Source organism: Streptomyces sp. NBC_01267 (assembly GCF_036241575.1).
Lineage (GTDB): Bacteria > Actinomycetota > Actinomycetes > Streptomycetales > Streptomycetaceae > Streptomyces.
The window spans coordinates 7,142,666-7,162,920 of record NZ_CP108455.1; the positions used below are offsets into that span (position 1 = coordinate 7,142,666).

Sequence of the window (20,255 nt, forward strand, 5' to 3'; positions counted from 1 at the left end):
ACGCCCCGAACGGGAGCCCCCCAGCGGCCACGCCCGAGACGATCGGACCAGAACAGCGACCTGAGAACAGGATTCCCTCTGCCTTCGTGGAAGACCGCGCCGGGGGCGGTCGGGGAAGGTCGGGCGTAGGCCACGCCGTGAACATGGTGCCGTCGCGGTCGGCCGCCGTCAACCCGGCGCGACCGCGACGGCAACCTGCGTCATGACAGCAGCATATTTTTCGGCCGGACGTACGAACCCTCATACCAGAGCGGGACGTCGAGCGCGCAAGTTCGGCAACTGCGCACCGGGCGTGGCGGCGTGGCGACTACTGTGAGTGGCTGCTGATCAACAGGGAGCCGCGACGGGTGAGTTGCGCCCCTGTCGGTAAGCCCTGGTATCCCACGTACCGAGGACGCTGATGTCTCATCTTCGCGCACCCGATGCGCGGACGGACCGCCAAGAAGGCGGACGGCACGGACGGACGGGCACCCGCCCCGTTCCCCCGCCGGGCCCCGCCCCGGCTCCGCCCGCCGCCCGCCGTACCCGGTCCGCCCCGCCGACGCCCGAGGCCCGCATACGGCCTCAGCTGCTGCGCACCGCCATTCTCCCGACCGTCGTAGCAGCGTTGAGCGGCACGGCGGCCGTCGTCTACACGATCCACTCCGCGGGAGTCCCCCAGGCGTCTGCGCTGCCGGCGCTGCGGGCGGTACTCGCCGGATGCGCGGCCCTCGCCGCCGCCGCCATGGCCGCAGCGGCGCTGGGCGCCGACCGGGTAGCCAGGACGGTGCTGGACCGCTGCAACGCCCTGCGCCGCTCCAGCGCGCGTGGCCAGGTCGAGCTGCGCGCCGTCGTCGAGCAGCTCGGCCGGGGGGAGGAGCCGCCCGCCCGGCGGCCTCTGCCCTCGGGGTCGGCCCGGGGCGACGCCTTCGAACTGCTCGCCCGGGAACTGGCCCGGGCCCAGGAGACCGCGGTCGCCTCCGTGGTCCAGGCGGCCCGGCTCGCCGCGCCGTCCGCCGGGACCACGGTGTCCCCCGCGGCGGCGGTGGCGACCACGCGCGCCGGATCCCGTGCGCCGTCCGCGGACAAGGCCGACGAGCAGAAGGTCGAGGTCTTCGTCAATCTCGCCCGGCGGCTCCAGTCGCTGGTGCACCGCGAGATCCAGCTGCTCGACGAGCTGGAGAACCAGGTCGAGGACCCGGAGCTGCTCAAGGGCCTCTTCCACGTGGACCATCTGGCCACCCGTATCCGCCGGCACGCGGAGAACCTCGCCGTGCTCGGCGGTGCCATCTCCCGGCGCCAGTGGTCCAACCCGGTCACCCTGACCGAGGTGATGCGCTCCGCCATCGCCGAGGTCGAGCAGTACCCGCGCGTCAAACTGGTACCGCCCATCGACGGCACCCTGCGCGGACACGCCGTCGCCGACGTCATCCACCTGCTGGCCGAACTGGTCGAGAACGCGACCGTGTTCTCCGCGCCGCACACCCAGGTGCTGCTGCGCGCGCAGCACGTCACCGCCGGGCTCGCCGTCGAGGTCGAGGACCGCGGACTGGGCATGTCCGTCACCGAGGCCGACCGGATGAACGCCCTGCTCGCCGACCCCGACCAGGTCGACGTCGGCCATCTGCTCCAGGACGGGCGGATCGGGCTGTACGTCGTGGCCGCGCTCGCCCGCAGGCACCGGGTCTCGGTCCGGCTGCAGGCCAATATCTACGGCGGAGTCCAGGCCGTACTCGTCCTGCCCGCAGGGCTGTTGGGGGCCGACCAGGCCGGACTGCAGCCGTCGGGTGCTCACGGCCCCCAGCAGCTGGCCCGCCCCGAGCCGCAGCCACTGCCGCAGCCGGCCGACCGGGTGGAGGAACGGTCCGCCCCCGCCCCGTCCACGGACACCGCGCCCACGCCCGCCCCGCCCGCACCCGCTCGGTACAGCGCCGATCCGCCCACCGGCACCGCTCCCGCTGTCCACAACCCCGGACCCTCGCCGCTGCCGGTACGGGACACCCGGAGCGAGCGGCCCAATCCGGCAGCCGCGCTCCCCGGTGTCCAGCACGGTCCACCGCCGGAGCCCGGCGCGCCGGGCCACCCCGCCCAGTACGACATCGGGACCGGCCCGAAGCTCTCCCCGGCGCTCCGCCCCGACCTGCCCAGGCGCCGCAGCCAGGAGCATCTGGTCCCGCAGCTCAAGGACATTCCCGCACCACGTGCGGACGAAGAACATCCGGCGGTCCACGACCCGGGTCTGATGGCGGCCTTCCAGCGCGGCATCAGCCTCGCCGAGGCGCAGCCCGAACGGGGGTTCGGCGACGGACCGCCGTACGACGAAGACGTTTTCAAGGAGGAGATGCACCATGGTGAGTGAAGCGCCGACCGCGCACGCGTCCGATCTCGACTGGCTGTTGAGCGGGCTCGTCCAGCGCGTCCCGTTCACCCGCAACGCCGTTCTGCTGTCCGCCGACGGTCTGGTGAAGTCGGTGCACGGCCTCGACGCCGACAGCGCCGACCACATGGCGGCCCTCGCCTCCGGCCTGTACTCGCTGGGCCGCAGCGCGGGAGCCCGCTTCGGCGACAGCAGCGAGGTACGGCAGGTCGTGGTGGAGCTCGACTCCACCCTGCTCTTCGTCTCGACGGCGGGCTCGGGCACCTGCCTCGCGGTACTGGCCGGCCGGGAGACCGACGCGGCGGTACTGGGGTACGAGATGGCGATGCTGGTGAAGAGCGTGCGTCCCTATCTGGTGACGCCGGCCCGCAGGCGGGCCGGCGCATCGAGTGCCACGGGGCGCTGAACGTGCCGTTCCCGCAGGACAGCCCCTGGCTCGACGAGGCCGCCGGGCGGCTGATCCGCCCGTACGCCGTGAGCAACGGCCGCACGCGCCCCACCGCCGAACTCGACCTGCTGTCCCAGGTGATGGCGACCGGGGTGGTGCTGCCCGCCCACCTCGGCCCGGAACACGCGCAGACCCTCGGGCTCTGCGAGCGGCCCACCTCGGTGGCGGAGATCGCCGCCTATCTGCGGCTGCCCGTGGTCGTCTCCAAAGTGCTGCTCTCCGACCTGATGGACTGCGGGGCGGTCACCACGCGCGCCCCCCGCCCCGACGAAGACCCCACCGACCTTTCCTTGCTGGAGGCAGTGCTCGATGGCCTACGACGACGGCTCTGATCTCTTCCCCACCGCGCTGAAGATCCTCGTCGCGGGTGGCTTCGGGGTCGGCAAGACGACCTTCGTGGGAGCGGTCAGTGAGATCTCACCGCTGAGTACGGAGGAGATGCTCACCCAGGCGGGCGAGCAGACGGACAGCCTGGAGGGGGTCGAGTCCAAGTCCACCACCACCGTGGCCATGGACTTCGGGAGGATCACCCTCGACCCGCAGCACGTGCTCTATCTCTTCGGCACACCGGGCCAGGAGCGCTTCTGGTTCATGTGGGACGAACTCTCCGCAGGCGCCCTCGGGGCCGTGGTGCTCGCCGACACCCGCCGCCTCACGGAGTGCTTCGGAGCGATCGACTTCTTCGAACAGCGGGGCATCGGATTCGTCGTCGCCGTCAACGAGTTCGACGGCGCGTTCCGCTACGGACCGGACGAGGTCCGCGCCGCGCTGGACCTCGATCCGGACATCCCCGTGGTGCTGTGCGACGCCCGTATCGCCAGTTCAGGGGTCCGGACCCTGGTCACGCTCGTGGGCCACCTGCTCGACATCACGCCCGCAACGAACCACGGAGTCCACCCATGACGTACGACCCGACAGGACGGCTCCTGCTGACCCCGGTCGACCGGGAAGGGCCCGATCGGGTCCGGCGGTTGCGCAGGCTCGGCCTGGGACAGCACCCCGACCCGGCCTTCGACGACTTCGCACGACGGCTCGCCGAGCTGACCGGAGCGCCGTACTCGATGGTCAACTTCATCGACGCGAACCGGCAGTTCTTCGCCGGGCTGCACACCCCGGCGGGCACTCACTCCGGCAGCGACCTGAGCGCGGTGGCGGCGGCCTGCGGGATCAACCGCGTCATGGCCCGCGACCACGGCTACTGCCCGCACGTGGTCGCCCGCCGCAAGGCACTCGTCCTGGAGGACGTCTGCGACTACCCGCGCTTCGCCGGGAACCCGGTGGTCGACGAGATCGGGATCCGCTCCTACCTGGGCGCGCCGCTCATCGACCGCACGGACACCGCGCTCGGCGCGGTCTGTGTGGTCGACACGGTGCCGAGACGGTGGGGGGTGGCCGGCCTGGAGACGATCAAGGCGGCGGCGGCGGAACTCGTCGCGCAGATCCACCGCCGTGAGGACGGTGGGATCTGACGGTCCGCCGCCGGCCGCCGGGGCCTCTCCCGGTCAGGCGCTGACGCTGGTCCCGTCCGGGAACGTCAGCGTGACCGAATCCTCCGCGACCGCCACCGAGACGGACTCCTGGAGCGCGCGGGGGTGCACCGTGTCGCGGGAGAGCGCGACGAGAGAGACGTGCACGCTCCGCCCGCCGGGGTGCTCGGTCCGGGTCAGGCACGGCGTCGCGGAGTGCGGGCCGTACGCGTTGGCCTGGACGTCGCGGGCGACCGAGGCCTCCCCGGAGTCCCAGCCGTACAGCCCGACCAGCGCGCTGGTCAGCCCGTCCGCGGTACGGGCCAGGGCCCGGCCGGAGCCCTCCTCGGCCTGCGGGCGTTCCCGGTGCGCGACCGGGTGGCCCCCTTCCCGTACGGTCACGCCCGCCGGGGCGTCCACCCGGTGCACCCGGATCTCCCACGGGCCGTGCAGCACACTGGTGGTCTCGACCCGGGAACCGGCGTCCTCGTACCAGGAGGAGGCAGTCCGTCCCGAACAGGTCAGCGGGTGGATCCGGCGGCGGCGGGACGGTGTGCCGTCCGGGCCGATCAGCGCGAGGTGGTTGTCCACCGCCCGCTCCCGTGCATGGGGCGCCGACTCGGGGGCGGTCGCCGTGGAGTAGCCGAACGTGGCGTAGTGCGGATCGTCCTCCCCCTCGCCCTGCGGCGGATTGTGGTCACTGCCGTGGTTGACGAGACGGACGATGCCGTCGTCCCGGGTGCCGTGCAGCAGCCATCCGGGCGCGGGCAGCGCGGTGTACTGGTCCGACTCCTCGATGGGCAGGGCCTGTTCGCGCGCCGTCCAGGTGGGGTGGTCGGCCGGCAGCAGCAGCCCGAGGAATCCCTTGGACGCCCAGTAGGGGGAGGCGGGCCCCGAGTACGGCTGGGTGGTGGGCAGGAACGTGTCGTACCAGCCGAGAGTAAGTAGCCCGCGCTCGTCGGGCACGCCACGCTCGGCGAAGTGCCGCATGGTGCCGGACGCGAGACGGCGGGTGCGGCCGGGGGAGAGCGGTGTGCAGTCGGCCAGGGCGCCCATCCAGACCGGGGCGAGGGCCGCGTACCGGTAGGTGAGGGAGCGTCCCTGGTGGACGGGGGCGCCGTCCGTACCGAAGAAGTGCTGGTAGCCGTCGAGGAACTGGCCGAGCCGCTCCCGGTAGACCTTGGTACGGCCCGTCTCGGGATCCTCGCCCGCCATCCGGGACCAGAGCAGCGGGTACAGGTGGAGCGCCCAGCCGATGTAGTAGTCGAAGTTCCGCCCGTCGCCGTCGGTGTACCAGCCGTCGCCGACGTACCAGTCCTCGATCCTGTCGAGACCGCCGTCGATGTCCGACTGGCTGTACGGAGCGCCGACCGAGGCCAGGAACTGCTCGGACACCACCTGGAACAGCCGCCAGTTGTTGTCCCAGGTGCGGTGCCCGACGAAGCCGGAGAACCAGTCCACGACCCGCTCCTGGACCCGGGTGTCCAGCTTGTCCCATATCCAGGGGCGGGTCTCGTGCAGCGCCACGGCGACCGACGCCGCCTCGACCATCTGCTGGGAGCACTCGGTGAGCTTCGGCCATGCCTCACGCGAATCCGGATCGGTGCCCGTGGCCAGACCCTGTGCGTAGCGCTCCACCAGACGGGGATCGACGTCCCCGCCCGCACCGGCGATCCGGAAGGCCGCGAGCAGGAACGAGCGCGCGTACCCTTCGAGACCGTCCGACACCACCCCGGACCAACTGCCGCGCCCCGGCAGCCGGTACTGGGCGAAGCCCGGCGTCGCGTACGGCACGAGCGCGTCCAGCATCCGGTCGGCGAGGGCCTCCCAGTGGGCGCGGGTCCAGCCGGTACGCGAGGACAGCAGACGGTCGGTCGGGGGAAGGTGGAGGAAGGGCGAGGTCATCCGGGTCATGCTCCTTGTGAGTCCGGCACTTGACGAATCCGACGCCGGTGCGTCGGACGGTGCGCCGGTGGCGACGGGCGGGTCGTGCGGTCGGAGGGCGGCGATCTCGGCGCTCTCGGCGGCGTCGAGGGGGAAGGTCCCCTCCGGTACGAAGACGTCACGGGATCAGCCGAGTTCGGCGGTGTGCGTGTGGCCGCGCGAGCCGCCGACCGCGATCGTGAGGACCGGCCGGCGGCCGGTGGCCACGCTCACCGTGCTGTCGGCGCGGGTCACCCTCCGTACGGGGGAGGGCAGTTCGACCGTGAGCGTGCTCAGGCTGTGCCCCGGGTCGGCCACCGCGACCGAGACGCCGTGGCCGTGGCGGCGTACGAGCACGGACGCCGGGCCGTCGGCGGTGAGGCCGGCGGCGGTCCCGGCCTGCCAGAAGGTGGCCGCGGTCAGTCCGTCGCGGGGGACCTCGACGACCTGCGCGGTGGCCGTGTTCGCCACGACACGCACCGGCCGGGAGCGCGCCCAGGACGCCGTGGCGCTCGGCGAGGCACCGGGCAGCAGGACGTAGGCGTACGACGCGCCGGTGGGGGAGAGGCCGTGATCGAGCCAGAGCGTCGCGTACCGGCGGGTGACCGGTGTCGTCGAACCGGCGGTGTCCGCACCGGTGTCCAGGTCGCTCCACTTCCCGGTGCGCTCCTCGCGCAGGGCGCGCAGCGACGTACCCGAGGACGGGAAGACGTAGCCGCCGACGCCGTCGAGATGGGCCCAGCGGGCCCTGTCGAAGCTGCCGCTCCAGCCCTGCCGGCCCGGCTGCCGCTCGCCGTCGATGAGCAGCTGGGCGGTGCCGGACGCGTGCAGATTGCGGTTCTCCACGACGGTCTCGACCCGGCGGCCGTCGGTGGCCGTGATGCCCGCGCCGAGTGCGATCACCGCGTTGTCGACGAGGAACCATGACTTACGGGCCGTCAGGCTGCTTGCCTGTGCGCGCAGTTCCATGGCCGCGGCGCCGTAGCGGCCGTCGAGCACCGCGCCGCCCGCGATGCTGTTCTCCGGCAGGTGGTACCCCCCGGCGGTGATGTCCGCGCGCCGACCGGTGTCCACCGTGGTGCCCGGCAGCCGGTAGGGATCGACCGTCGGCCAGAACCCGTCCCCGAACTGCCCGAGATCGTCACCGGTGTACAGGTAGGTCATACCGTCGCCGGTGTACCAGCCGTGCAGGTTCTCGCCGTTGCCCGCCTCGTAGGCGGCGATCCGCTTCGACGAGAGCGAGAGCGCCAGGGACCAGCCGGGCCGCCGGTGCACCACCCGGTCCATGTCCGCGAAGACATGGTGCCCGGTCAGCCGGTCCGCGGCCACGACGCCCCGGTCCGTGAGCAGCGCCTTGGCGAGTGCGATCTGCGGAATCCCGACGAGTCCGAGATACGGGTCGGTGCGATTGCGCTGGATCCAGCCCTTGACGGTCGCCCGCCACCCCGCGGACCGGTCGGCGGGCGCGGAGCTCGCCAGCAGCAGGATGTTCGACACGGCGGTGGCGCCGTCCGTGTGGTCCACGGCCCGCTCACGCGATATGGCCCGCCCGCGCAGCGCGTCCATCATCAGCCCGTCGAAGATCACCGGCGAGAAGGTCCGGTCGACCGCGTCGTACATCACGGAGATCTGCGGATCGCTGATCGCCCAGGGGGAGTCGGCGAGCAGGGCGGACAGGTAGGCGGCCCCGCCGAGCAGCACCACTCCGTACGACCCGGTGTAGGCGACCGCGTCGTGCTGGACGAACGAACCGTCCGCGTAGAAGCCGTCGCCCGAAGTGACGTACTGGAAGAGGCTGTTGCGTCCGTCGTCCCGCACGTCCGACAAGCCGTCGCGGGCCAGCGCGACCTTCGCCGGGTCGCGGGCGAGCAGCCCGTGCAGCGCCACGATGACGGTCTTGTCGGCGCGGTTGGCACCGGTCTCGGCCAGCGTGGGGGAGTTGGTGCGGCGGTCCGGGTCCGGTGCGAACCTCTCGACGGTCGCCAGCTGGGCGGTCAGCTCGTCGGCCGGGATGCGGGTCCGCAGGAGCACACAGGAGTCCAGCAGCGCGCGCGGCGCGCCGATCTCCCAGAACCACCAGTTGCCGCTCTCGTGCTTGTCCTGGTTGTACGCCGTCTCCCGCAGGAAGCGCAGCGCGGACACCAGTGCGTCCGCCACCTCGGCGCTGCCGCTGAGGCCGGTGCCGGGGGTGGCCCAGGCGGTGGCGACCGTGCGCAGCCGGGTGTAGCTCTGGCCGAACATTCCCGGGTCGGTGACGGGCGTGTACTCCGCCCAGAGCGTGGTGCGACCGGCGCTGCGGTCCAGCTGGTTCCAGAAGCCGGTCGCCGAGGAGTCCAGGGCGGCCAGCGCGGTGGCGAAGTCGGGGTCGGCCGGGTCGAAGTCGCCCCCGGTGATGAGCTGTTCGGACCGCGCCAGCAGGGTCTCGTACACATCGGTGGCGTCGGCAGCGGCAGCGGCCCTGGCGGAGGTCCCGGCGGTCCGCGCGGCTCCGGGGCTCGCGGCCCCGGTGAGGGCCGGAACGACGGCCGAGGCCGCGCCGGCTGCCAGCAGAGTTCTCCGGCTGAGGGCGGAGCGTGGCAGATCCATGGCTGTTCCTTTCCGTTCGGCAGGCGGTGCGCGGGCGTCAGTCGCTGAGCGTGCTGGGGTCGACGGGCGGCGCGGGCAGCCGGAGCGCGGCGATCTCCGCGATCCCGGTGGCGTCGATGGGGAAGGCCCACTTGTTCACGAAGAAGTCGGTCAGGTCGTGGCCCGCGACCCGGCTCGCGTAGGTGGAGAGCGCCCGGTACTGCCTGGCCTCCAGGGCGGGGTCGTGGTCGTAGTCCTCGACCGGGGCGTCGTGCTGGTGCTCGGTGCGGACCAGCTTGTGCAGCTTCGGCCAGAAGTCGTCGCCGAAGGCCAGCTCCAGCTGGCGCAGTGGGACGAGCTGCTCGTACGGGCCGAACGTCGTCTCGTACGCGATCCCGGGCGCACCGAGCTTGGGCGCCGACGACTGGAACCAGTTGAGACCGGTGGTGGCGTCCTTGGTGAGCAGGTTCGACGGCTGTCCGAGGGTGCGCTGGGCGGCCAGGGAGTAGATGTTGACGGTGACCTCGGTGAGTCCGCCCGCCTGGTAGGCGGCCTGCTGGTTGAGGTGACCGAGCTCGTGGTAGAGCCCCCAGCCCCGGGTGCGCAGTCCGGTGACGGTGCAGAGCCGGTCCATGTAGGCGCGGGGGAAGCCGTTGAAGCCGTGCCAGGCGTAGGCGCCGACCCCCTTGGGGACGATGCTCACCTCGTTGAAGTGGTAGCGGCCCGCCTTGGGGCGGTTCAGCGCCGTCGACCCGTCCAGACCGCTGATCCTGTTGTGCGAGTCGATGATGGTGTCGAAGAGCCGCAGCAGCGCGGCGTGGTCCTCGTCGCGGTAGAGCAGCGCGCCTTCCCGGGTCAGCGTGAGGATCGCGTGCTCGGTGGTCAGTTCGACCCAGGGCACCTCGGTGAGGGTGTCCAGCTGCTTCTGGAACTCGGCCTCGGTGGTGCGCCCCAGCTCGAAGCCCGCCATCCGGACCGTGCCGGAGACGAAGGTGAACTCGGCCCGCTGACCGTGACCCGCGAAGCTCAGATAGACCGGCCCGCCGTAGCTGTCGGAGACGGTGTTGCGCCCCGCGTGCAGCGGGAACGTACGCGGCGTCTTGAGCGCCACGTTCTCGTTGTAGTCGTCGAACGTGCCGATGTGCAGGACGGGGAGCACCCCGTGCGAGGGCCGGACCTGCACCGTGACCTCGGTGCCGGGCGCCGCGTAGTGGCCGGTGGGGATGAACTCGCTGGCGCGCAGCGACCGGTCGAGCCGCAGCCGCTCGGTCTCCGCGTCGGGGAACGCCGTGAGCAGCAGCGTGTCACCGCCGGAGTGGTGAGTGGCGTGGTCCGCCGGCCCGTGGGCCGACGCGGTGCCCGCGCCGAGCAGCGTGACCGCGCCCGCGCCCACCAGCGCGGCGAGCGCGGAGCGGCGGCTGAAGGCGGTGGGGGCGGCGGTGGGGGCGGTGACGGGGGTGGTGGCGGGCAGGTGGGCAGGGCGCATCCGGACTCCCGTGTGGCAGAGGTGGCGAAGTGGTGTGCGAACTGCGCGTCAGCATGTAAGCGGTTGCTATCAACCCGCAAGAGGGTCCGAGAAGTTACTGTCTTTTACTATGGCCAACTGGGGACAGGACCGTAGTAAGCGGTCACCCCGGAATCAGGTCCGACGGCCGCGTCCGGAGGGCGGTGCCACGGAATCGCGTACGACGAGGTGCGTCCCGAGCCGGATGACCCCGGTGGTCGGCTCGCGCCAGTTGTCCTCGTCGTCGCTCGACACGGCCAGCCGTACGGCCTGCCGCCCCATCTCCTCCAGCGGGATGTGCACGGTCGTCAGCCGCGGACGCAGCTGCTGCGCCACCGGAATGTCGTCGTACCCCACGAGGGACATGTCCTGCGGCACCCGGACACCCGCCTCCTCCAGGGCCTGGGCCACACCCGTGGCGACGTTGTCGTTCGCCGCGAAGACCGCGGTGAAGTCCGGCCCGTCCTTGAGCAGTTCGGCCGTCCGGCGGTGCCCGAAGGCCCGGCTGAACGATTCGAGCTGCTCCAGTTCCGGGTCGCGCGCGATGCCCCGCTGGTGCAGTGCGCGCCGGTACCCGGCCAGCCGGTCGCGGCTGGTCGAGAGCCCCGGAGCGCCGCCGAGATAGAGGATCCGTTCATGGCCCTGCGTCAGCAGATGGTCGGTGACGGCGAACGCGCCGCCCTCGTTGTCGTACTCCACGGCCGCGCTCAGCGCCTGCTCGCCGAGTGCGGGCCGCCCGCACAGCACGAGTTTCGACCCGCTCGCGTCCAGCTCCTGTGCCCTGCGGGCCAGTTCGGCGGTGTACGTACGGTCGGCCACGCTGCCGCCGACGACGATCACCGCGTCGGCGCGCCGCTCGTGCATCAGCTCGATGAAGGCCAGTTCGCGCTTCGGGTCACCCTGGGCGCAGCACACCAGACAGAGCCGGCCGCCCAGGCTGGCCTCCCGCTCCACGCCGCGGGCGATGTACGCGTAGAAGGGGTCGATGAGCTCGTTGACGATGATCCCGACGGTACGGCCGGACACCCCGGCGAGGGCGCGGGCGTGCGCGTTCACGACGTACCCCAGCTCGCGCATCGCCTCCTCGACCCGCTCACGGGTCGCCGCGGCCACCGGGTAGTTGCGGTTGAGCACCCGTGACACGGTCGCGGTCGACACGCCCGCGACCCGCGCCACGTCCGTGACGGTCGCGCGGCGACGGCTCTCCCGGGCCGAACTCTGACGGCGCATCCGGCCCACCCCCTGGTTCTCGTTCAGTGCCGTCGAGTTTAGACCGCCCGGTGAGGTGGGGATGTTCACGCGATCCGCTCCAAGTCCGCGAGGTGCACCGGGTGATTGAAGGGCAGTCCGCGGGCGTACCGGGACAGTTCGTCCACGGCCAGCGCGCCGAGCCGGCCGACCTCGTTGCCCTGGGCTCCGGCCATGTGCGGGGTGATGAAGACGTTCGGCAGGTCCCACAACGGATGGCCGCCGGGGAGGGGTTCGGGATCCGTCACATCGAGTACGGCGTCGAGCCGCCCGCTCACCAGGTGCCCGGTGAGCGCCTCGGTGTCCACCAGCCGTCCCCGCGCGGTGTTGACCAGCAGCGTGCCGGGACGCATCAGCCCGATCCGCCGCGCGTCCAGCAGGTGCCGGGTCGCGGGGGTGTCGGGCGCGTGCACGGTCACCACGTCGCTGGTGGCCATCAGCGTGTCGAGATCGGTGGACGTCACGCCCAGCAGCTCGGCCTCGGCCGCGCTCACGTACGGGTCGTACAGCAGGACTTCGGCGTCGAGCACCCGCAGCAGTTCGATCACCCGGCGGCCGATCCGGGACGCGCCCACGACACCGACGGTCAGCCCGTGGGTGCCGATCCAGTGCTGCCGGTCGAGGTCGGCGGAGGTGCGGTGGGTGCGGCGGGTGCGGAAGAGGTGGGCGAGCGGGAAGGCCCGTTTGGCGCCCATGATGATCGCCGCCAGGGTGAACTCGGCGACCGGCACGGCGTTGGCCTCGGCGGCCGAGGAGACGGCGATCCCGCGTTCGTACGCCTCGGGGGCGAGGAAGGTCTTGACGGTGCCGGCGGCATGGATCACCGCGCGCAGTTCCGGCGCCCGCTCCAGCAGTGAGGCGTCGATGGGCGGGCAGCCCCAGCCGGTGAGCAGCACCTCGGCGCGGGCGAGTGCATCGACCGCCTCCGGGGAGTGGAACTCCTTGATGACATAGGGCGGGTGGAGATCGGCCGACTCCTCCAGCCGGGTCCTCACCCGTGGTGGAAAGACGTCGTCGAGCAGTCCGGGGTCCATGGCCAGTACGGTCCGAGGCCGCCGCGGGGGCGGATCGGGCATGTCCGTACCGGTCTGGGCCGGTGCCTCGTCGGTGGTTCGCACCCTGCCTCCGGACAGTAAACGCGTTCTATGGATTGGCCGCACGCTAGGGATTGAACCTGCCGGACGTCAAGCGATCGGCTCGGCGATCTGCCCTGTTCAAGGGCCTATTTGGTCATATGGCTGGTTGATCTTGCTCGTAGAAACATCGCGTAACGCAGTCGTTTCTTCCGATCTCTTGACGCTGGGGTTAACCGCTTACTACGTTGCGGCGGCAGAAGGCTCCGCTCTTCGTCATCCCGCCGAACAGGACTGCACCATGGCTGAAACAGCACCTCCGCTGCCGCTGAACAAGCGGCGCCGGAAGTCCAAAGCATCGTCTCCACCCGCCGTTGCCCAGCGTCGGCTGTCCCTGTGGCAGCGGATCAAGCGCGACAAGGTGATGCTGCTGCTCACCCTGCCCGGCTTCCTGTACTTCGTGGTGTTCCACTACATTCCGCTGCTCGGCTACATGGTCGCCTTCCAGGACTACCAGCCGTATCTCGGATACATGCACAGCGCGTGGACCGGCTTCGCCAACTTCACCAACGCCTTCGCCGATCCGGCCTTCTGGTCGGCGACGGGGAACACGGTGGAGATCGCCTTCGTCCAGCTGATCTTCTTCTTCCCGGTACCGATCGCACTCGCCCTGCTGCTGAACAGCATCGTCAGTGACAAGCTCCGCCGGTTCATCCAGAGCGTGGTCTACCTGCCGCACTTCATCGGCTGGGTCATCATCGTCTCGATCTTCCAGCAAGTCCTGGGCGGAGCGGGCCTGTTGCCCGGCCTCCTCGCGGACATGGGGCTGCCCCGCTACGACATGATGAGCGACCCGAACGCCTTCCCCTGGCTGATCGCCCTCCAGTCCATCTGGAAGGACGCGGGCTGGGGAACGATCATCATCCTCGCCGCGCTGCTGGGCATCGACAAGCAGCAGTACGAGGCCGCCGCGATCGACGGCGCGGGCCGCTGGCGCCGGCTCTGGCACGTGACGCTTCCCGGCATCGCCCCGGTGATCATCCTGTTGCTGATCCTCAACCTGGGCCAGATCCTGTCCGTCGGCTTCGAGCAGATCCTGCTGCAGCGCGACGCGGTCGGCCCCGGCTCCGGTGAAGTCCTCGACACCTACGTCTACTACCACGGCATCAAGGACAACCAGTGGGGCATCTCGGCGGCCGTCGGCCTCGTGAAGGCCGTCGTGGGAACCGTCCTCGTCCTCGGCGCGAACAAGTTCGCCCACCGTCTCGGCCACGAAGGGGTGTACCGCGGTGCAGACAGCTGAAAAATCACCGGTGAAGGCGCCCGACGCAGTCGTGCCCGCCACGGCGGCGCCCCGGATCAGGCCCTCCGACGGCCGCCCGCCGTGGATGGAGCGGCCGACCCGCCTCGGCCTCACCGGCAAGGGCATCGTGCTGGTCCTCGTGGTGGTCGCCGTCGCGTACCCGCTGCTCGGCGTGATCGGCACGAGCTTCGCCTCGCAGACCGACATCATCAAGTCCACCGGACTCGTCCTGTGGCCGAAGCACCCGACGCTCGACGCCTACCGGACCATCTTCACCGGCGGGGTCGTCACCCGGGCCCTGCTGGTGAGCGTGGGCATCACGGTCTTCGGCACCGCCGCCAGCCTGCTGGCCACCATCGGTATGGCCTACGGGCTCTCCCGCCGCAATGTCACGGGCTCCCGCTTCATCCTGATGACGGCGCTCTTCACGATGCTCTTCAACGCGGGCATCATCCCCAACTTCCTCCTGGTCAACCAGCTGGGCCTCTACAACACGTACGCCGCACTGGTCATCCCGACGCTGATGAGCGCGTTCAACCTGGTCGTCCTGCGGGCCTTCTTCATGAACCTGCCTGAAGAGCTGTACGACGCCGCGCGCGTCGACGGCGCCGGGGACTTCCGCATCCTGCTCCAGGTCGTCCTGCCGCTCTCCAAGGCGGTCATCGCGGTGGTCGGCCTCTTCTACGCCGTCGCGTACTGGAACGCCTTCTTCAACTCGCTGCTGTACCTCCAGGACTCCGACAAGTGGCCGCTCCCCATGGTGCTGCGCACCTTCGTCCTCCAGGGCCAGAGCCTCAGCGGCGCCGCAGCCGGTGAGAGCGTCGCCCCGCAGGAGGCCGTGCAAATGGGCGTCCTGGTGGTCGCCGTCGTACCGATCCTGCTGGTCTACCCGTTCGTCCAGCGCTACTTCACCAAGGGCGTGCTCACCGGCGCCATCAAGGGCTGAGACCCGCTCCGTCACACCACCGGCCACACCCGCCACACCGCCATACCCGCCACCCCCCGGCCTTCCCTCCCTTCTCTCAAGGAGATGTCCGTGCCGAGCTCCACTCCGATGAACCGCAGAACGCTCTTCCGCATGGGCGCGGGCATAGGCCTCGGCCTCGCCGCCACCCCGCTGCTCGCCGCTTGCGGCGACGGCGGTACGGCCGCGAAGGCCGAGGTCAAGAGCGCCGGCCTGTTGCCGGTCACCACGGTGCGCAACATCGGCCTCAAGCCCGACCTGCCGGGGACGGCCGCGGGCGTCCCGCAGGCCTTCTTCAAGTACCCGGCCACGCCGCTGCGCGCCACCAAGGGCAGCCCCCTCAAGGGCGCCAAGCCGATCTCGGCAGCGATGGAGACGTTCTCCCCGCCGCCCGCGGCGCGCGGCAAGAACGCGGCCTGGAAGGCGATCGAGAAGCTGCTCGGCGGGCGGGTCGACGTCACGGCGGTGCCGACCGACGACTACTCCACGAAGTTCACCACGATGGTCGCCAGCGACACGCTGCCCGACCTCTTCATGTACCCGGAGACCGGCGGCGTCGACAACAGGGCCGCGTTCTTCGAGGCCAAGTGTGCCGACCTGACGCCGTTCCTCTCCGGTGACAAGGTCAGCGACTACCCCAACCTCGCCGCGATCCCGGCGGCGGCCTGGCAGGGCGCCATCTTCGGCGGGAAGCTGTTCGGCATCCCGATCTCCCGGATGGGAACGGGCGGTGTGGGCTTCTACCGTCACGACCTCTTCGCCGAGGTCGGCATCTCCAGCCTCGACCAGATCACCGACCTGGACAAGTTCGTCGAGGTCTGCAAGGAGCTGACCCGCCCCAAGAAGGACCAGTACGCCATCATCGCGGGCGCCAACAACCTCCTCGCCATGTCCGCGGGTGCGCCGAAGGACTGGCGCATGGACCCGAAGACCGGCAAGTTCGTGACGGACCTGGAGACCGACGAGTACCGCCTGGCCATCGAGACGGCCCGCAAGCTCTACAAGGCGGGCTGCTACTACCCGGGCACGATCGGCATGTCGGGGGCGCAGAAGTCCCAGTACACCGACATGTTCAAGAACGGCAAGGGCGCCTACGTGTACGACGGCATGCCGTCGTACACCACCCCGAGCACCGGCTACGTCGCCGCGATGGCCGCCGTCGACAAGAAGTACGACCCGCGGCCCATCACCCCGTTCGGCAGCAAGGCCATCGCCTGGATGGACAACGTCGCCCTGCAGAACACCCACATCAAGAAGGCGTCCGCCGACCGCGTCAAGCAACTGCTGGCGCTCGCCGACTTCGCCGCCTCGCCGTTCGGCAGCCAGGAGTACACGCTGATCAACTACGGCGTCGAGGGAACCGACTTCACCCGCGACGCCAAGGGCAACCCGGTGCTCACCAAGCAGGGCAGCCAGGACGTGACGGTCCCCTGGAAGATGTTCGCCTCGGCGGTCCCCGCGGTGTTCAGCGCGGACACCGAGACCGGCGTCCGGTACGTCCACGAGGCGTACGCCAAGATGATCCCGATCATGGAGCAGGACCCGACCCTCAAGGTCTCCTCGCCCACCTGGGACTCCAAGGGCTACGGCAGCCTCTACACCCTCAAGCTGGACGGCCTCAAGGACATCGTGTCCGGCCGCAAGCCCATGTCGTACTACGACCAGCTGACCAAGGAACACCTGGCGAAGGGCGCCGAACAGGCCCGCCGTGAGTTCGAAGAGGCCGTTCAGAAGGGGAAGAAGTGACGACCCGACGCTCGGTCCTCCAGTTCGGCGGCGCGGCGGTCGCCGCAGCCGTCGCCGTACCCGTACTCGGCACGCCCGCCCTGGCCCGCGGTTTCGACCCGGAGCCCGGCTCGGCCGGCGTCGGCGACCCGCTGTTCCCGACCCTCGGCAACGGCGGCTACGAGGTCTCGCACTACGACCTGACCTTCGACTTCACCCCGGTCACCTACGACTTCACCGGTGTCGTGAAGATCTCGGCGAGGGCGACCCAGGACCTGTCCGCGTTCAACCTGGACACCGACGGCCACACCATCGACGCGGTCACCGTCGACGGCCACCGGGCCGGGTGGGAGCTGTCGCCCGGCAGCAGCGGCCAGGAACTGACGGTCACCCCGGCCCGGCCGCTGCACAACCACCGGCCGTTCACCGTGGAGGTCCGCTACCACGGCAACGGCAAGGCCAAGCGCCTCGGCCTCACCGGCTGGGTCTTCGGCAGCGAGGGCGGCTTCGCGTCGGCGGCCCAGTCCTCCCGCGCCGACACCTTCCTGCCCTGCAACGACACTCCGTCCTCCAAGGCGACCTGGGCCTTCCACATCAGCGCCCCCCAGGGCTATGTGGCCGCGGCCAACGGTGAACTGCTGCACCGGACCCCGCGCGCCGACGGCTCGGCCGTCTGGCACTTCGCGCTGCGCGAGCGGATGCCCACCGAACTGCTCGGCATCGCGGTCGTCAAGGGCACCTACCTCTACGGCACCAGCCACACCGGGCTCCCGCTGCGCCACATCGTGCCGCAGGGCCAGGAGGACACGTACGCGCCGGTCGTCGCCCGTACCGCCGACCATCTCGCCTGGCTGGAGGCGAAGTTCGGCCGCTTCCCGTTCTCCACCTACGGCGTCCACATCTACGACGGCTACACGGACGCCCTGGAGAACCAGACCCTCACCCTCATGGGGACCAACTGGTTCAAGCCCAACGCCACGGGCAACCCGACGTACGAGACCACCATGGTCCACGAAATGACCCACCAGTGGTTCGGCGACTCCGTCACCCCGCACGACTGGCAGCAGGCCTGGCTCAACGAAGGCCCCGCCACCTACTACGCCGCCGTGTACGGCGAGGAGCGCGGCTGGTCGGTCGTCGCGGACAAGATGAAGGCCACCTACGCGACCCTGGACGCGGTCCGCGCGGCCGACGGCCCGCCCGGTCTGCCCAAGGCCCTCGGTGGCGCGAACATCTACGACGGCGGAGCTCTCGTCCTGTACGCACTCAACCAGCAGGTCGGGCAGCGGAAGTTCGACCGGATCATGCGCGAGTGGGTGAAGCGGTTCAAGGACTCCACGTACACCAGCGAACAGTTCATCCGCCACGTGGTCGACGTCACGGGCGACCGCGGCCTGGACCGATTCCTGCGCGACTGGCTGTTCGGCGCCACCAACCCGCCGATGCCGGGCCACCCCGACTGGAAGGCCAACGTATGAACCGCCGTATCACCACCGCGTTCGCGGCCGTCGCCGCGCTGATCGCCACCGCGCCGGTCGCCCAGGCCGCGGGCCCCGCACACCAGCACGTCCTGTACGCCGCACCGGACGGCAAGGGATCGGCCTGCACCCACAGCCGCCCCTGCTCCCTGGACGGTGCCAGGGACACGGCGCGCACCGTCCACGGCGGTGACGTGACCGTCCAGCTGGCCGGCGGTACGTACACCCGCGGCGCGGCCCTGGAACTCACCGCAGCCGACTCCGGCACCACCTGGACCGCGGCGCCCGGCGCGCACCCGGTCCTCTCCGGCGGCGTCGCGATCACCGGCTGGACCAAGGCGCGGAACGGGACCTGGACCGCCCGCGTCCCCGACGGCGTCACCCCGCGCCAGCTCTTCGTCAACGGCGTGCGGGCCACCCCCGCCCGCGGTGAGGCCTGCACGGCAGACGTCTGTGACGCGACCAAGGACGGCATGACCGGGGCCGAGGCCACCGGGATCGCGCACTGGAAGCGGCCCACCGACGCCGAAGCCGTCATCAAGGTCCGCTGGCGCAACTACCACTGCCGGATCGCCGGGGTCAGCGGCGACAAGCTGACCTTCGCCCAGCCCTGCTGGACCAACTCCGCGAGCGGCACCGACCGCACCGGACCCGCCTGGGACACCACCACCGTGGACTCCACGCGCTACTCGGGTGTGGCCTTCTTCGAGAACGCACCCGAACTCCTCGACCAGCCGGGCGAGTTCGTCCGCGACTCGGCCGCGCACACCGTGACGTACCTGCCGCGCAAGGGCGAGGACATGCGCCGGGCCACGGCCGTCACGCCCTCCACCGAGCAGCTGGTGACCGTCCACGGCGCGCACGACGTCCGGATCCAGGGGATCGGCTTCGCGTACGCCGCCTACCGGCAGCCCGACACCGACGACGGATACGCCGGGATGCAGGCCGGGCTGACCCTGACCGGAGCCACCGGTCCCGTCGACCACGCGGGCCGCTACTACACCAAGCCGTCCGCCGCGCTCACCGTCGACGGCGGTCGTCATGTCACCGTCGACCGGGCGTCGTTCACCCACCTCGGCGGGGCGGGCGTCACCCTCGAAGCCGGTACCAAGGACTCGGGGATCACCCGTTCCGACTTCACCGACCTGTCGTCCGGCGCCGCCTACATCGGCGACACCGAGCCGGTGCCCGCCCCCGCGCTGGCCGGTGAGCGGAACACCTTCTCGTACAACACGGTCACCCGGGCCGGCGTCGAGTACACCGACGCCGCCGCTGTGTGGGCGGGTTACGAAGCCGGGCTCACCGTCGACCACAACACCCTCGACCAGCTTCCGTACTCCGGCATCTCGGTGGGCTGGGGCTGGAACCAGCCCGAGTCCCAGAAGTCGGTGCTGCGCGACAACCGGATCACGGACAACCGCATCACCAACGTCATGCAGGTCAAGGACGCGCAGCACGACGGCGGCGCGATCTACACCCAGGGCGCCCAGCCCGGCTCGGTGATCTCCGGCAACTACATCAACCGCTCCGCCTACGGCAACACCGAGCGCGACGGCAACGGCATCTACCTCGACGAGCAGTCCTCGTACCTGACCGTCGAGAACAACGTGCTGACCAGGCTGGGCTACAAGTGGGTCTCCAACTGGGCCGATTACGGCATCCAGAACACCGCCCGAGGGAACTGGACCGACACCGACACCCCGCCCATCGCCGGCACCGGTTCGACGATGACCGACAACCACACCCGCCTCGACCGGCTCCCGGCCGCGGCACTGAAGGTGGCCGCGGCAGCGGGCGCCCACGGGGGTGCGGTCGAACAGCTCAGCCCGGACCTGGCCCGCACCGGCACCGCTTCGCAGTCGTCCACGGACGGGGCGGGCACCGCGCAGCTCGCCGTCGACGGGGACACCACGACCGACACCCGTACGCTCTCCGAGCCGGGCGCCTGGTGGCAGGTGGACCTCGGATCCGTCCGGCACGTCGGCCGGGTCGAGATCTGGAACGACGCGTCCACCACCACGGCCGGTTTCGACGTCCGTACCGACAGGAAGACGGTCCACGTCAGCGGCAAGGCGCTGCACCCGACGCTGCTGGACCTGGACACCGACACCCGGTACGTAAGGATCCAGCTCACCGGGACCGGACGGGTGGGGCTGGCCGAGGTCGCCGTCCATCCGTGACACGAAAGTCCCGGGAGAAGTC

General features: G+C 70.8%; 15 protein-coding genes. 10 read left to right on the forward strand and 5 right to left on the reverse strand.

Annotation, left to right across the window (positions count from 1 at the left end; translation table 11 throughout):
• Window positions 1-400 precede the first annotated feature (400 nt).
• From OG709_RS32010 to OG709_RS32030, 5 genes are read left to right on the forward strand one after another with little or no spacing between them, the layout of a single operon-like run.
• On the forward strand, window positions 401-2,338 hold the full coding sequence (locus tag OG709_RS32010; protein WP_250302959.1) for a sensor histidine kinase: 1,938 nt from the start codon (window positions 401-403) through the stop codon (window positions 2,336-2,338).
• Complete coding sequence (locus OG709_RS32015; RefSeq protein WP_250302961.1) at window positions 2,328-2,762, forward strand: roadblock/LC7 domain-containing protein; 435 nt, start codon at window positions 2,328-2,330, stop codon at window positions 2,760-2,762. Before OG709_RS32010 ends, OG709_RS32015 begins: the two co-directional genes overlap by 11 nt.
• A 2-nt stretch (window positions 2,763-2,764) precedes the next feature.
• Entirely contained in the window at window positions 2,765-3,136 is a 372-nt protein-coding gene (locus OG709_RS32020) for a DUF742 domain-containing protein (RefSeq protein ID WP_250302963.1), read from the forward strand.
• Window positions 3,114-3,707 (forward strand): GTP-binding protein, encoded by a 594-nt coding sequence (locus OG709_RS32025; RefSeq protein ID WP_250302964.1) that lies wholly within the window; start codon window positions 3,114-3,116, stop codon window positions 3,705-3,707. Before OG709_RS32020 ends, OG709_RS32025 begins: the two co-directional genes overlap by 23 nt.
• Complete coding sequence (locus OG709_RS32030) at window positions 3,704-4,273, forward strand: GAF domain-containing protein (protein WP_250302966.1); 570 nt, start codon at window positions 3,704-3,706, stop codon at window positions 4,271-4,273. The genes OG709_RS32025 and OG709_RS32030 overlap by 4 nt, the downstream gene beginning before the upstream one ends.
• Window positions 4,274-4,306: 33 nt before the next feature.
• Here OG709_RS32030 and OG709_RS32035 read toward each other — a convergent pair whose 3' ends face one another.
• The 5 genes from OG709_RS32035 to OG709_RS32055 form a co-directional block, all read right to left on the reverse strand.
• Window positions 4,307-6,175 (reverse strand): DUF2264 domain-containing protein, encoded by a 1,869-nt coding sequence (locus OG709_RS32035; protein ID WP_250302968.1) that lies wholly within the window; start codon window positions 6,173-6,175, stop codon window positions 4,307-4,309.
• A gap of 165 nt (window positions 6,176-6,340) precedes the next feature.
• Window positions 6,341-8,779: a polysaccharide lyase 8 family protein gene (locus OG709_RS32040; protein ID WP_326693622.1), complete on the reverse strand. Its 2,439-nt coding sequence runs from the start codon at window positions 8,777-8,779 to the stop codon at window positions 6,341-6,343.
• 37 nt (window positions 8,780-8,816) lie between these two features.
• Window positions 8,817-10,244, reverse strand: a complete 1,428-nt coding sequence (locus OG709_RS32045; RefSeq protein ID WP_250302971.1) for a M60 family metallopeptidase — start codon at window positions 10,242-10,244, stop codon at window positions 8,817-8,819.
• A 153-nt stretch (window positions 10,245-10,397) separates the two neighbouring features.
• Window positions 10,398-11,492: a LacI family DNA-binding transcriptional regulator gene (locus OG709_RS32050; protein WP_250303146.1), complete on the reverse strand. Its 1,095-nt coding sequence runs from the start codon at window positions 11,490-11,492 to the stop codon at window positions 10,398-10,400.
• A 65-nt stretch (window positions 11,493-11,557) separates the two neighbouring features.
• Window positions 11,558-12,544: a hydroxyacid dehydrogenase gene (locus tag OG709_RS32055; RefSeq protein ID WP_250303147.1), complete on the reverse strand. Its 987-nt coding sequence runs from the start codon at window positions 12,542-12,544 to the stop codon at window positions 11,558-11,560.
• 340 nt (window positions 12,545-12,884) lie between these two features.
• On the opposite strand from OG709_RS32055, the gene OG709_RS32060 reads away from it, so the two are divergent.
• The 5 genes from OG709_RS32060 (at window position 12,885) to OG709_RS32080 (ending at window position 20,233) form a co-directional block, all read left to right on the forward strand.
• On the forward strand, window positions 12,885-13,886 hold the full coding sequence (locus OG709_RS32060; RefSeq protein WP_250302973.1) for an ABC transporter permease: 1,002 nt from the start codon (window positions 12,885-12,887) through the stop codon (window positions 13,884-13,886).
• 85 nt (window positions 13,887-13,971) lie between these two features.
• Entirely contained in the window at window positions 13,972-14,832 is an 861-nt protein-coding gene (locus OG709_RS32065; protein WP_250303148.1) for a carbohydrate ABC transporter permease, read from the forward strand.
• A 90-nt stretch (window positions 14,833-14,922) separates the two neighbouring features.
• Window positions 14,923-16,596: an extracellular solute-binding protein gene (locus OG709_RS32070; protein ID WP_308409497.1), complete on the forward strand. Its 1,674-nt coding sequence runs from the start codon at window positions 14,923-14,925 to the stop codon at window positions 16,594-16,596.
• Window positions 16,593-18,053, forward strand: coding sequence for a M1 family metallopeptidase (locus OG709_RS32075; protein ID WP_329168625.1), 1,461 nt, complete (start codon window positions 16,593-16,595; stop codon window positions 18,051-18,053). Before OG709_RS32070 ends, OG709_RS32075 begins: the two co-directional genes overlap by 4 nt.
• Complete coding sequence (locus OG709_RS32080) at window positions 18,050-20,233, forward strand: right-handed parallel beta-helix repeat-containing protein (RefSeq protein WP_250302979.1); 2,184 nt, start codon at window positions 18,050-18,052, stop codon at window positions 20,231-20,233. The genes OG709_RS32075 and OG709_RS32080 overlap by 4 nt, the downstream gene beginning before the upstream one ends.
• Window positions 20,234-20,255 lie beyond the last annotated feature (22 nt).

Coding starts and splice junctions, on each gene's coding strand:
- OG709_RS32010 (WP_250302959.1), top strand. CDS start 401: ATGTCTCATCTTCGCGCACCCGATGCGCGGACGGACCGCCAAGAAGGC.
- OG709_RS32015 (WP_250302961.1), top strand. CDS start 2,328: ATGGTGAGTGAAGCGCCGACCGCGCACGCGTCCGATCTCGACTGGCTG.
- OG709_RS32025 (WP_250302964.1), top strand. CDS start 3,114: ATGGCCTACGACGACGGCTCTGATCTCTTCCCCACCGCGCTGAAGATC.
- OG709_RS32030 (WP_250302966.1), top strand. CDS start 3,704: ATGACGTACGACCCGACAGGACGGCTCCTGCTGACCCCGGTCGACCGG.
- OG709_RS32035 (WP_250302968.1), bottom strand. CDS start 6,175: ATGACCTCGCCCTTCCTCCACCTTCCCCCGACCGACCGTCTGCTGTCC.
- OG709_RS32040 (WP_326693622.1), bottom strand. CDS start 8,779: ATGGATCTGCCACGCTCCGCCCTCAGCCGGAGAACTCTGCTGGCAGCC.
- OG709_RS32045 (WP_250302971.1), bottom strand. CDS start 10,244: ATGCGCCCTGCCCACCTGCCCGCCACCACCCCCGTCACCGCCCCCACC.
- OG709_RS32050 (WP_250303146.1), bottom strand. CDS start 11,492: ATGCGCCGTCAGAGTTCGGCCCGGGAGAGCCGTCGCCGCGCGACCGTC.
- OG709_RS32055 (WP_250303147.1), bottom strand. CDS start 12,544: ATGGACCCCGGACTGCTCGACGACGTCTTTCCACCACGGGTGAGGACC.
- OG709_RS32060 (WP_250302973.1), top strand. CDS start 12,885: ATGGCTGAAACAGCACCTCCGCTGCCGCTGAACAAGCGGCGCCGGAAG.
- OG709_RS32065 (WP_250303148.1), top strand. CDS start 13,972: ATGGAGCGGCCGACCCGCCTCGGCCTCACCGGCAAGGGCATCGTGCTG.
- OG709_RS32080 (WP_250302979.1), top strand. CDS start 18,050: ATGAACCGCCGTATCACCACCGCGTTCGCGGCCGTCGCCGCGCTGATC.